The 11,728-nt window shown below is 59.9% G+C and carries 9 protein-coding genes; 5 read left to right on the forward strand and 4 right to left on the reverse strand.

Annotation, left to right across the window (positions count from 1 at the left end; all coding sequences use genetic code 11):
* Positions 1 to 40: 40 nt before the first annotated feature.
* A complete protein-coding gene (gene pepN, locus AC2FJ6_RS07145) occupies positions 41 to 2,593 on the reverse strand; it encodes an aminopeptidase N (protein ID WP_496668715.1) in 2,553 nt (850 codons plus the stop codon).
* A gap of 205 nt (positions 2,594 to 2,798) precedes the next feature.
* Between pepN and AC2FJ6_RS07150 the strand changes: the two genes are divergently transcribed.
* The 3 genes from AC2FJ6_RS07150 (at position 2,799) to AC2FJ6_RS07160 (ending at position 6,421) form a co-directional block, all read left to right on the forward strand.
* Complete coding sequence (locus AC2FJ6_RS07150) at positions 2,799 to 4,934, forward strand: malate synthase G (RefSeq protein ID WP_170769238.1); 2,136 nt, start codon at positions 2,799 to 2,801, stop codon at positions 4,932 to 4,934.
* A gap of 82 nt (positions 4,935 to 5,016) precedes the next feature.
* Positions 5,017 to 5,442, forward strand: coding sequence for a GlcG/HbpS family heme-binding protein (locus AC2FJ6_RS07155; protein WP_170410912.1), 426 nt, complete (start codon positions 5,017 to 5,019; stop codon positions 5,440 to 5,442).
* 199 nt (positions 5,443 to 5,641) lie between these two features.
* Positions 5,642 to 6,421: a gamma-glutamyl-gamma-aminobutyrate hydrolase family protein gene (locus AC2FJ6_RS07160; RefSeq protein WP_170769239.1), complete on the forward strand. Its 780-nt coding sequence runs from the start codon at positions 5,642 to 5,644 to the stop codon at positions 6,419 to 6,421.
* Between the two features lie 46 nt (positions 6,422 to 6,467).
* Here the strand turns inward: AC2FJ6_RS07160 and AC2FJ6_RS07165 are convergent, their stop codons facing one another.
* Both AC2FJ6_RS07165 and AC2FJ6_RS07170 read right to left on the reverse strand, forming a co-directional pair.
* Positions 6,468 to 8,708 carry a xanthine dehydrogenase family protein molybdopterin-binding subunit gene (locus AC2FJ6_RS07165; protein ID WP_170769240.1) on the reverse strand — a complete coding sequence of 747 codons (2,241 nt, stop codon included), beginning with the start codon at positions 8,706 to 8,708 and terminating at the stop codon, positions 6,468 to 6,470.
* A gap of 3 nt (positions 8,709 to 8,711) precedes the next feature.
* A complete protein-coding gene (locus AC2FJ6_RS07170) occupies positions 8,712 to 9,176 on the reverse strand; it encodes a (2Fe-2S)-binding protein (protein WP_170769241.1) in 465 nt (154 codons plus the stop codon).
* Between the two features lie 88 nt (positions 9,177 to 9,264).
* Between AC2FJ6_RS07170 and AC2FJ6_RS07175 the strand changes: the two genes are divergently transcribed.
* Positions 9,265 to 9,858 (forward strand): TetR/AcrR family transcriptional regulator, encoded by a 594-nt coding sequence (locus AC2FJ6_RS07175; RefSeq protein WP_496668717.1) that lies wholly within the window; start codon positions 9,265 to 9,267, stop codon positions 9,856 to 9,858.
* Here AC2FJ6_RS07175 and kynU read toward each other — a convergent pair.
* Complete coding sequence (gene kynU / locus AC2FJ6_RS07180; protein ID WP_496668719.1) at positions 9,851 to 11,044, reverse strand: kynureninase; 1,194 nt, start codon at positions 11,042 to 11,044, stop codon at positions 9,851 to 9,853. The genes AC2FJ6_RS07175 and kynU overlap by 8 nt on opposite strands.
* Positions 11,045 to 11,248: 204 nt before the next feature.
* Here kynU and AC2FJ6_RS07185 point away from each other — a divergent pair, with 204 nt between their 5' ends.
* Positions 11,249 to 11,698 (forward strand): methyltransferase family protein, encoded by a 450-nt coding sequence (locus AC2FJ6_RS07185; RefSeq protein WP_170769244.1) that lies wholly within the window; start codon positions 11,249 to 11,251, stop codon positions 11,696 to 11,698.
* The last annotated feature ends 30 nt before the right edge of the window (positions 11,699 to 11,728 follow it).

Below are 11,728 nucleotides of genomic sequence, written 5' to 3' on the forward strand. Positions count from 1 at the left end.
ACGCTTGGCGTCCTGTTCTGACGTGTGAACGTGTAAGGCGTCATGCGCCCAGAATGCGCGAGACCATCTCGGTCGTGTCCCGCGACAGATCGGGTGTTTCTGCGATGCGGGTTAACTGCGCGCGGATCAGAGCCTGACGGTCGGTGTCATAGCGTTTCCACGTTTGGAAGGCCGAGCACATCCGTGCCGTCGTCTGCGGGTTCACCGGGTCCAGTTTGATCAACCAGTCCGCCAGCAAGGCATAACCCGCCCCATCTGCTCGGTGGAATCCGGCATGGTTCATCGCCAACGCTCCCATGACGGCGCGGAAGCGGTTGGGGTTTTTCCAGTTGAAATCCGGATGCTCTGTCAGGTTGCGCGCCACATCCGCCGTCGCCTCTGGTGCCGCCATCGAGACTTGCAGTCCAAACCACTTGTCCATCACCAGCCGGTCATGTTGCCACTGGTCATAGAATGCGGCCAGCTCAGCCTGTCCCTTGCCTGCGCGCAGAAGGCAGGACAGGGCCGTCAGTTGCAGGGTCATATTGTCGGCGGCTTTGTATTCCTCGGCGGCCTTGGCACCTCCGTCCAGTCGTGAGGTCAACGCCAAAGCGGCCCCGCCCAAGGCGCGCTTGCCCGATTGATCGGCATCCGGGCTGTAGGGGGCGTCAATCACGGTCTCGCTGTGAAGCCGTGGCAATAGGTCTTGCACGTGTTGAGCGGTGACTTGCCGCAGCGTTTCAACGGCGGTCCAGATTGCCATTGGATCGGGCGTTAAGCCTTTCTCGTGCAATGCGGCCGCTAATTCCGATTGCGTCGGCAGGCCCAGCATCAGTGCGCGGTAGGCCGGGTCCAGATCACCATCGCGCAGCACAGCCAGTAGGCCATCCAAATAGTCTGCATCGGGTGCTGCGTCCGACCGGATCATGTTCAGCAACGTATCTTCAGCCAGAGACCTTCCGGCCTGCCAGCGGTTAAACGCGTCAGTGTCGTGGGCCAGCATGAAGGCGCGCTCTGCGTTGCTTTGATCCTGCTCCAGAATAACCGGGGCCGAGAAATCCCTCAGCACCGAGGCCGTCGGTTTGGTCGCCAACCCGGTGAAGGTAAAGCTCTGGCTGGCTTCGGTCAGTTCCAGCACCTCAGTCGCACGGACCTCATCGCCATTCGGGCCCAGAAGGCCAACGGCTACCGGGATCACCTGCGGTAGCTTTTCGTCCTGACCTGGCGTGGGTTCGGTGCGCTGCGACAGGGTCAGGGTGTAGGTGCCGTCTGCCCATTCTTCGGCCACCGACACGCGCGGAGTGCCGGATTGACTGTACCAGCGCTTGAATTGGCTCAGATCGCGGCTGGTCGCATCCTCGAATACCTTGATCCAGTCTTCTATCGTGCAGGCTTGCCCGTCATGCCGATCGAAATACAAGTCCAGCGCCTTGGCATAGGCTTCATCACCCACCAGCCGCTTCAGCATACCGATGATTTCGGCACCTTTTTCATAAACGGTGGCGGTGTAGAAATTGTTGATCTCTTGAAAGCTCTCGGGCCGTACGGGATGCGAGAGCGGACCGTTATCTTCGGGGAATTGCCGCGCGCGCAGGTCGATGGCGTCGTGGATGCGTTTCACCGGGGCCGAGCGCATGTCGGATGTGAATTGCGCATCGCGGAAGACCGTAAGACCTTCTTTCAGACAAAGCTGGAACCAGTCGCGGCATGTGATGCGGTTGCCGGTCCAGTTGTGGAAATACTCATGCGCGATGATCGCTTCTATCCGCTCAAAATTCATATCGGTCGAGGTCTCGGGGCTGGCCAGCACCGCGGAGGAGTTGAAGATGTTCAGCCCCTTATTCTCCATCGCGCCCATGTTGAAATCATCCACGGCCACGATGTTGAACACGTCCAGATCGTATTCGCGGCCATAGACGTCCTCGTCCCATTTCATCGACTTTTTCAGCGCCTCCATGCCAAAGGCGCATTTGCCCTCGTCACCGGGGCGGACCCAGAGGTTCAGCTCGACATCGCGCCCGGACATGGTGGTGAACTGGCCCGGATGCGCGATCAATTCGCCCGCGACCAGAGCGAACAGGTAGGCAGGCTTGGGCCAAGGGTCGGTCCATTCCGCCCAGCCTTCGCCTTTGCCGCTTGGGTTGCCGTTGGACAGCAGCACGGGCAGATCGCCGTTGATGCGCACGGTGAAGGTGGACATCACATCGGGGCGGTCGGGGTAATAGGTGATCTTGCGGAACCCTTCCGCCTCGCACTGGGTGCAATACATGCCGTTCGACATATACAGCCCCTCAAGCGCGGTGTTGTTGCCGGGGTCAATCTCGACCTCGGCCTCCCAGACGAAAGGCGCGTCGGGGGCGGGGGCGGTCAGGCCCTTATCGGTCACCTCGGGCGTGATCTGCACCCCGTCAATGGAGGCGCGGATCAAGGTCAGCTCTTCGCCGTGCAGAAAGAAGGTGCGGTCTGTTGCATCAGGGTTGGGGCGGAAGGCGATGCGCGATGTAACGCGGGTGCAGTGGGCGGCAAGGTCAAAGGTTAGATGCACGCTGTCCACAAGATAGCCAAAGGGCGTGTAGTCTTTGAGATAGATCGTCGTAGGGGCAGCGTCGCGCATCGGGGCCTCGCATCGGTTGGAGTTTGAGGCGACGTTATGGTCTGTGGCAATGGGCTGCAAGCCGTGTCGCGGCAGAGGCTTATCCCAGGTAACGCGATTTTGGTAAGATTTTTTTACCAGAACGCAACGGCAGACGTTGCCTATCGGAAACTTACGCTCTAAATGCTGGCGGTATGCAGTGGCGTACATTGGCAGGAGGAACAACATGACCAGCAGACAGACACGCAGCGGGCTTCAAGTCGACCCAGTTCTGGCCGACTTCATCGAAGGTAGGGCTCTGCCGGGAACCGGTGTCACCGCTCAGACATTCTGGGATGGTCTGTCGCGGATGGTGTCCGAACTTGGGCCCAAGAACCGCGCGTTTCTTGCCAAGCGCGAACAGATTCAGGGCCAACTGGACGCATGGCATGTTGACCGTAAAGGTCAGGACCATGACGCCGAAGCCTATCAGGGGTTTCTGCGCGAGATCGGCTATTTGGTCGAAGAAGGTGATGACTTTCAAATCGAAACCGCCAATGTCGATCCTGAGATTGCTTCGATCCCCGGCCCACAACTGGTCGTGCCGATAACCAATGCCCGGTTTGCGCTGAACGCCGCCAACGCGCGTTGGGGTAGTCTGTATGATGCTCTGTACGGCACGGACGCAATGGGCGATCTGCCCGCCGCGGGAGGGTATGACGACGCACGCGGTGCGCGTGTGATTGCATGGGCCAAAAGCTTTTTGGATGACGCAGTGCCGCTGGCTGCAGGCTCGTGGGCCGATGTGTCCAATCTGCACGTCGAAGACGGTGCGCTGGTACCCGCGCTGGCCGACGCTTCGGCATTTGTTGGCTTTGGCGGTGAGGCCGGGAAGCCCGATTTCGTTCTGCTTAAGAATAGCGGGCTGCATGTAAAAATCGTCGTCGATGCCTCTAGTAATATTGGCGCGACCGACCCGGCGGGGATTGCGGATGTACATCTGGAATCGGCGCTGTCCACGATTATGGACTGCGAGGACTCGGTCGCCTGTGTGGATGGAGAAGACAAGGTCGTGGCCTATAGCAACTGGCTGGGCCTGATGAAAGGCGATCTGGCTGAGGAGGTGACCAAAGGCGGCACCACCTTTACCCGGAAACTGGCCGATGATCTGACCTATACCACCGCAGAAGGCGAACAGGACGTGCTGAAAGGCCGTTCGCTGATGCTGATCCGCAATGTGGGCCATCTGATGACCAACCCCGCCGTTCTGGATGGTGATGGAAATGAGATCGGTGAGGGCCTGATGGATGCGCTCTGCACCACGATGATCGCGATGCATGACCTGCAGCGCGAGGGCGGGAATTCGGTCAAGGGCTCGGTCTATGTGGTCAAGCCCAAGATGCACGGGCCAGCCGAAGTCGCGTTCGCGGTTGAGATTTTCGACATGGTCGAAGACATCCTCGGCCTGCCGCGCAACACCGTCAAGCTGGGTATCATGGATGAGGAACGCCGTACCTCGGTCAACCTCAAGGAATGCATCCGTGCTGCGAGATCGCGTGTGGCCTTTATCAACACTGGTTTCCTGGACCGTACGGGCGATGAGATCCATACCTCGATCGAGGCGGGACCGATGCTGCCCAAGGGTGACATGAAGGTGACACCGTGGATTGCGTCTTATGAGGACCGCAATGTCGATATCGGTCTGGCCTGCGGTCTGAAAGGCAAGGCGCAGATCGGTAAGGGCATGTGGGCGATGCCTGACCGGATGGGGGATATGCTGGATCAGAAGATCGGACACCCGAAATCGGGCGCGACCTGCGCCTGGGTGCCGTCCCCAACCGCGGCGACGCTTCATGCAACGCATTACCACAAGGTCGATGTTCTGGCCCGTCAGGACGAACTGGCCGCAGGCGGTGCACGCGGTACACTGGATGATCTGCTGACCGTGCCGCTGCTGGGCGGCCGCAACCTGAGCGAGGACGAGATCTCCGTCGAGATCGAGAACAACGCGCAGGGTATTCTGGGCTATGTCGTGCGTTGGGTCGATCAGGGCGTAGGCTGTTCGAAAGTGCCGGATATCAACGATATCGGGTTGATGGAGGATCGGGCAACTTGCCGGATTTCATCTCAGGCGCTGGCCAACTGGCTGCATCATGATGTCGTCAGTGAAGAACAGGTGATGGCTGCGATGCAGAAAATGGCGGCCGTGGTGGATCGTCAAAATGAAGGCGACCCCAGCTACCGCCCGATGGCACCCGGCTTCGATGGTGTGGCGTTCCAAGCAGCTTGCGATCTGGTTTTCAAAGGTCGGGTTCAGCCTTCGGGTTACACCGAGCCGGTTCTGCACGCCCGCCGTTTGGAGTTGAAAGCGAGCTTGGGTTGAACGGATAGGGTCGGAACGAGGGGGCTGTCTGTCCCCTCCCGCTCCCCCGAGGATATTGTTAGCCAGATGAAAGGGATCAGGCATGGCTGTTACATTGCGCAAGGCGCGTACGATTGTGCGCAAGGCTTTGGAAAAGGGCCGCGAATTGGAACTGAAACCTCTGTCGGTTGTTGTTCTGGACGCCGGTGGTCATGTGATCGCGTTTGAACGCGAAGATGGTGCCGCGCCCGGTCGTTTTGCGATTGCACAGGGTAAGGCCTATGGCTCGGTCATGCTGGGCATGGCCGGCACCGCGCAGATGGCGCGGGCCGAGGCGCAGGCCTATTTCATGGCTGCTGTTAACGGTGTCTATGGGGGTCAGGTTGTGCCGGTTCCGGGCGGCGTGTTGCTGCGCGACAAGAAAGGCGCCGTGATCGGTGCTGTTGGCGTGACCGGTGACACCTCGGACAATGATGCGATCGCGGCGATGGCCGGGATCGAGGCTGCTGGTCTGACCGGCGAGATCTGATGCATTGGTCAGAGAGTCTGCGGGCTCTCTGACCCTTTGGCGTGTGTGAAGCGCCTGACAAATGGGCATTTGTCCCCATCACAACACCCATGTGCATAGCTGAACAAGTGCCTGCGCTGATACACAGGGGTTGTGCCATTGCGCGCGGCGGGCGTGGCGGCTAGCTTTCCCTGAACACGGCACAAATCAGGAAAGCAGAATGTCTCGACCCATCGTCGGTATCATCGGCAACTCATATTTGATGAACGACCAATACCCGACCCATACGGGTGGGACGATGAATTCGGACGCAGTGGCCAATGTCTCGGACTGTCTGCCGATGCTAATCCCGGCGGACCCGCGCTATGTGTCGGTCGAGGAATTGCTGGAGGTGTGTGACGGGTTTCTGTTGACCGGCGCGCGTCCCAATGTTCACCCCGAAGAATACGGCGAAGCCGCGACGGATGCGCACGGAGAATTTGACCGGGCACGGGATGCAATTGCGCTGCCATTGGTGCGGGCCTGCGTAGAGCGGGGCCAACCGTTCTTTGGCATTTGCCGCGGCTTTCAGGAGGTCAATGTGGCGATGGGCGGGACGCTCTATCCAGAAATCCGCGATCTTCCGGGGCGTATGAATCACCGGATGCCGCCCGATGGCACGTTGGAAGAGAAGTTTGCCCTGCGCCACATCGTGACCCTGTCTGAAGGTGGCGTATTTCACCGCCTGATGGGTGCACATGAAGTGATGACGAACTCGCTTCACGGGCAGGGGATCAAAACCGTAGGCCATCGCATCGTTGTTGATGGGTATGCGCCCGATGGTACGCCCGAAGCGATCTATGTGCAGGACGCGCCGGGGTTCACGCTGTCGGTGCAGTGGCATCCGGAGTGGGACGCTGAAAACGACCCGGTCTCGCGCCCGCTGTTCGAGGCGTTCGGGGCAGCCGTGCATGCATGGTCGGAAGGATCAGGTGCGCGGTTGGTTCAACAAAGCGCATAAAATGTACGCCGGTCCGGGAGAGAAGGACCAGACCGGCGCATCGTGATCAAACCAGCAGATTGAACTGATTGATCAGCGGTAGTGCGCGCGCACGCTCGCCCGTCAGGTCGAATAGGGCGTTGCCGAGCGCAGGCATTGAAGGGGGCGTTCCGGGCTCACCCACGCCGCCAAGGTGACGGTTGGTTTCCAGAATGCGCACCTCGGTCGCGGGCGCGTTGTGCATCCGCAGGGCGTCGTAGTCGGGGAAGTTGTATTGCTCGACCTCGCCCTCGGCAAAGGTGATCTCACCCATAACGGCGGCCGACAGACCATAGATCATGCCGCCAAACATCTGGGCCTCTACCGTGCCGGGGTCCAGCGCAAGGCCGACGTCACAGGCGATCCAGGCTTTGGCGATGCGGATGGTGCCGTCTTCGTCAACCACTTCGATCACCTGCGCGACTGGCGTGCCAAAGCTGTAAGTCATCGCGACACCACGCCCGACACCGTCGGGAGTTTTGCCGGTCCAACCCGACATCTCTTTGACCGCTTGTAGTACACCGGCCGAGGGGGCGTGCTCGTCATTCGCCAGTTCCAGCCTGAAATCCAGTGGGTCGCGACCGGCAGCGTGGGCCATTTCGTCCATGAATGTCTCGTGGAAAAACCCGTTATGGCTGTTGCCGACCGAGCGCCAGAACCCTACTGGCACGCTGAGATCCGCAATATGGCCACTGATGCGGTAATTGGGGACGGCGTAGGGCTGGTTGAACAGGCCTTCGACCAGCACCTTGTCGGGTCCGGCACCGGGCAGGCCGGTATAACGCTCAACCGCCTGCTGGGTGCAGGACTGCGCGGCGACCTTGCCGTCGATCAGAACGGCCTGACCGTCCTTGACCGCGCCGCGCATTCGGGCAATCGCGCCGGGACGGTAGTAGTCATGGCGCATGTCTTCTTCGCGGCTCCAAGTGGTCTGGACCGGGACGCCGGGCATGGCCATCGCAACCTTGGTCGCGATTTCAGCAAAGTCCAGCTCTCCGCGCCGGCCAAAGCCGCCGCCCAAATAGGAGGTGTGGATCTCGACCGCGTCCTTGTCCAGGTTGGCGGTGTTTGCTGCACGCGCCAGCAGTAGGGTGGGAGCTTGATTGCCACACCACAGATCCAGCTTGGTGCCGGTGAACAGCGCAGTGGCGTTCATCGGTTCCATCGTGGAATGCGCCAGGTAGGGCACCGTGTATTCGGCGCTGATTTCCGTCGCACCTTCGGGCAGGACATCCACATCGCCATCATCGCGCATTGTCGAGTTCGGAGCGTCGTCGAACGCCTCGGCGATCTTGGCGAACAAACCGTCAGTTTCAGGCGGATAGGGCGCGTCGCCCCAATCCACATCAATGGCCTCGACTGCTTGAATGGCCAACCAGGTGTTGTTGGCGATGACGGCGACACCATTGCCCAGATCGACCACCTGTTCTACACCGGGCATGGTTTTGGCGGCGCTTTCATCAAAGCCGTTCATCACGCCGCCCAGTTTCGGGTTCATCCGGACCGAGGCGAATTTCAAACCCTCAGGGCGCACGTCGATGCCGAACTCGGCGGTGCCGGTGGACTTGCCCAGCACATCAACGCGCGGCAGGTTTCGTCCTAGCAGACGCCAATCCGACGGGTCGCGCAGACCGACATTGGGTGGCTCAATCTGCCCGGCAGCTTCGGCCAGTTCCGTATACGGCAGGCGCGTGCCGTCAGGCGCGATCACCGCACCACCTTCGGTCTTCAGCTGAGTGCGATCAACGCCCAACCGATCCGCCGCCGCCTGTTTCAGCGTTTCGCGCGCGGTGGCCCCGGCTTCGCGCATCCGCTCGAATCCGTCCTTCATCGAGGTCGATCCGCCCGTGACCTGCAGACTGAGGCTGCGGCCAATCACGCCCAAGGCCTCGCCCAGATTGTGCTGGAAATCGGAGATGTCATAGCCCTTGTTCGGCAGCCCTTCGCCCAGCAGAGCGTTGTTGTAATAGGCTGCTGCAGCCGGGCCGTGCAGAACGCGGATATCGTCCAGCTCCACATCCAGCTCTTCTGCGATCAAGGCGGCCCAAGTGGTCATCACGCCCTGTCCCATCTCGGCGCGCGGCGCGAACAGTGTCACACCTTGCTGGTCGATCAGGACAAACGGGCTGAGCGCCGTTTCACCATCGCCGGGTTTCAGCGGGTTGGCGGCGGGGCGACTCACGTAATAGGCACCAAAGGCCACGCCGCCAACAATAGCGGCTGATCCGATCAGGAAGGTGCGGCGCAGGATTTTACCAACAGATGCCATGGCTTACGCCTCCTTCAGTTTGGATGCAGCGTCGTGGATCGCGGCCCGAATGCGAGGATAGGTGCCGCACCGGCACAAATTGCCCTGCATCGCGTCGTCGATATCCGCATCGGTGGGCGAGGGGTTCTCGGCCAGCAGCGCCGCGGCTTGCATGATCTGGCCCGACTGGCAAAAACCGCATTGAGCGACCTGATGATCCACCCAGGATTGCTGTATGGTGGCCATCGCTTCGGGCGTTCCCAGGCCTTCGATTGTTGTGACGTCGCCCCAGACATCGGACAGGGCAACCTGGCAGGAGCGAACCGCCTCGCCGTCGATATGGACGGTGCATGCGCCACAGGCTGCCACGCCACATCCGTATTTGGTGCCGGTCATGCCCAATTCGTCGCGCAAAACCCACAAAAGGGGCACATCATCGGGCTGGTCCACCTGATGGGAAGTTCCGTTGATCGTCAGATTGGTCGCCATTGCGCTTCCTCTCGGCTTGTCGCTGCGTTGTTCTTCTGACATAAATAGGTGAAACTGTCAGATCGTCAACTGACAAAATGAGTTAAAAATGTCAGAAGCTGAATTGAAAGATATTGTTGCAGGAGAAAAGAGCCAGTCCATTCTGGAATCGGCCCTTCAGGCGTTTTCGGCCTATGGGTTCCGAAAAACCTCGATGGATGACATTGCCAAGGGTGCGGGAATGTCACGCCCTGCCGTGTACCAGTATTTCCCGAACAAAGAGACGATTCTGCGCAAGCTGACCCAGCGGTATTATGACCGCAAGATTGCCGCCGTCGCCGAGGCTTTGACAGCCGGGGGGGCAGTGCAACAGATCATCAGCGGCGCGATCGAGGCGCAGACCGATGGGATGGCCGAAATATTGGCGACACCGCACGGACTGGAGTTGCTGGATGTCAGCGTCTCGACCGCTGCCGATCTGGTGACCGAGGGCGAGGCGCAGCTTGTCGCGCTTTACGCGAATTGGCTCGGGCTAGAGGCGGAAAACGGGCGTGTGCATTTGTTCGATGAGCCGTCGGAAACGGCCAAAATGATCACGTCGGCCTTGCGTGGGATCAAGGTCTCGGCCGCAGATTCGCAGGAATTCACCCGTTCCAACGCCAATCTGGCAACCCTTCTTGGCACCGCGCTTGCGATCACGTAACGCGCTGGCGTTGCTTGTATTCCGGGGTATCCCACAGACGGTTGGTCATGATGTCGGCCAGAATTTCCACGGCACGCGCGACATCCTGTTCGTCGATGTAAAGCGGCGTGAAGCCAAATCGCATGATGTCAGGCGCGCGGAAATCACCGATCACGCCACGGGCAATCAGTGCCTGCATAGCCGCATAGCCTTCGGTGAACCGGAACGAGACCTGGCTACCGCGTTGGTTCGGGTCACGTGGGCTGGCCAGCACCAGTTCGGGGCAGGTGGCCTCGACCCGCGCAATGAACAATTCCGTCAGCTCCACCGATTTTGCGCGTACATCGGCCATGTCCGCCATGTCCCAGATGTCCATCGCTGCCGACAACGCCGTCATCTGGATGATCGGAGGGGTGCCGACCCGCATCCGCTCGATCCCACCGCCGGGGCGGTAATCCAGATCAAAGGCAAAGGGTGCTTCATGACCGAGCCAGCCCGACAGGGCTGGGCGCACTCGGTCGGCCAGCCGCGGGGCGACATAGATAAAGGCGGGCGCTCCGGGGCCGCCATTGAGATATTTATAGGTGCAGCCTACCGCGAAATCGGCATTGCAGCCCGACAGGTCTACGGGAATTGCCCCGGCGGAATGGGCCAGATCCCAAACCGTGATCGCGCCGTTGGCATGAGCCAGTTCGGTCAGCGCCTTCATGTCATGCATCCGCCCCGAGCGGTAGTCGACCTCGGTCAGCATCAAGACGGCGACGTCTTCGGTGATGTTGTCGGCCACGTCCTCGGGTGCCACGACGCGCAATTCATAGTCCGGTCCTAACGAGCGTAGAAGACCATCCACCATATACAGATCCGATGGGAAATTGCCGCTATCGGACAGAACCACCTTGCGGTCCGGGCGCAGTTCCAACGCTGAAGCCACGGCTTGGTACACTTTGATGGACAGCGTGTCGCCTGTTACCACCGCGCCGGGTTCTGCGCCGATCAACCGTCCGATACGATCCCCAAGCGCCACGGGCAGCCCCATCCATCCAGCCTTGTTCCAGCCTGTGATCAGCATCTGACCCCATTCCTTGACCAGCATGTCGTTCACCCGGTCACCAGCGGCGCGCGGCAGCGGTCCCAGAGAGTTGCCGTCCAGATAGACAACGCCCTTGGGCAGATCGAACATGGCTTTGGTCGCTTTGAAATCGGTCATGGATGCTCCGGGCTGATGAAAATTCCGTTTCCTGAAGATGGCTAGCGGATGCGCACAGTGCTGTCCATCGGAAGAGGTTGTGAGTCAGGCGGCGTATTACACTGCTGCGACTATCTGGTATTTTGATATTCAGGTCAGAAAGCGATAGACCGTCGGTCGAAAACGACACTCCGGACCTGAGTGACAGCTGGAAAGACGCCGCGAATGCAGAAAATTGATATCCCTCCGATCTGGTTGCTAGCAGCTGCCGGTCTAGCGTGGCTGCAAGCGCAGTTCTTGCCCATGGGATTGTCCTTCAGCGGTTGGTTTACCGATCTTCTCAGTGGCCTGCTGATTGGCGGGGGTGTTATTCTGGCAGTGCTGGCTGTTGTCGAGTTTCGAAGGCATAAAACAACCGTTCTTCCGCATCAGGTGCCGACCCAAATGGTGCAGACTGGCGTTTTCAAGCGCAGTCGGAACCCAATCTATCTGGGGGATGTTTTGATCCTGACAGGATTGGTCCTGCGGTTCGATGCGGTGCTGTCCCTGGTGCTGATCCCGATTTTCACGTGGCTGTTGGAGCGCCGCTTTATCGTACCGGAAGAAGACCGGTTACGCCGAAAATTTCGTGCGGAATTCGCCCGTTACGAACAGCAGACCCGCCGCTGGGTCTGAGGATCGACGCGTTGTGACACAGCGTAAATT

This window comes from Ruegeria sp. CDSA089 (genome assembly GCF_059612205.1).

Bases quoted from the DNA above. Each gene is read 5' to 3' on its own strand.
- pepN (WP_496668715.1), bottom strand. From the start codon at position 2,593: ATGCGCGACGCTGCCCCTACGACGATCTATCTCAAAGACTACACGCCC.
- AC2FJ6_RS07150 (WP_170769238.1), top strand. From the start codon at position 2,799: ATGACCAGCAGACAGACACGCAGCGGGCTTCAAGTCGACCCAGTTCTG.
- AC2FJ6_RS07155 (WP_170410912.1), top strand. From the start codon at position 5,017: ATGGCTGTTACATTGCGCAAGGCGCGTACGATTGTGCGCAAGGCTTTG.
- AC2FJ6_RS07160 (WP_170769239.1), top strand. From the start codon at position 5,642: ATGTCTCGACCCATCGTCGGTATCATCGGCAACTCATATTTGATGAAC.
- AC2FJ6_RS07165 (WP_170769240.1), bottom strand. From the start codon at position 8,708: ATGGCATCTGTTGGTAAAATCCTGCGCCGCACCTTCCTGATCGGATCA.
- AC2FJ6_RS07170 (WP_170769241.1), bottom strand. From the start codon at position 9,176: ATGGCGACCAATCTGACGATCAACGGAACTTCCCATCAGGTGGACCAG.
- AC2FJ6_RS07175 (WP_496668717.1), top strand. From the start codon at position 9,265: ATGTCAGAAGCTGAATTGAAAGATATTGTTGCAGGAGAAAAGAGCCAG.
- kynU (WP_496668719.1), bottom strand. From the start codon at position 11,044: ATGACCGATTTCAAAGCGACCAAAGCCATGTTCGATCTGCCCAAGGGC.
- AC2FJ6_RS07185 (WP_170769244.1), top strand. From the start codon at position 11,249: ATGCAGAAAATTGATATCCCTCCGATCTGGTTGCTAGCAGCTGCCGGT.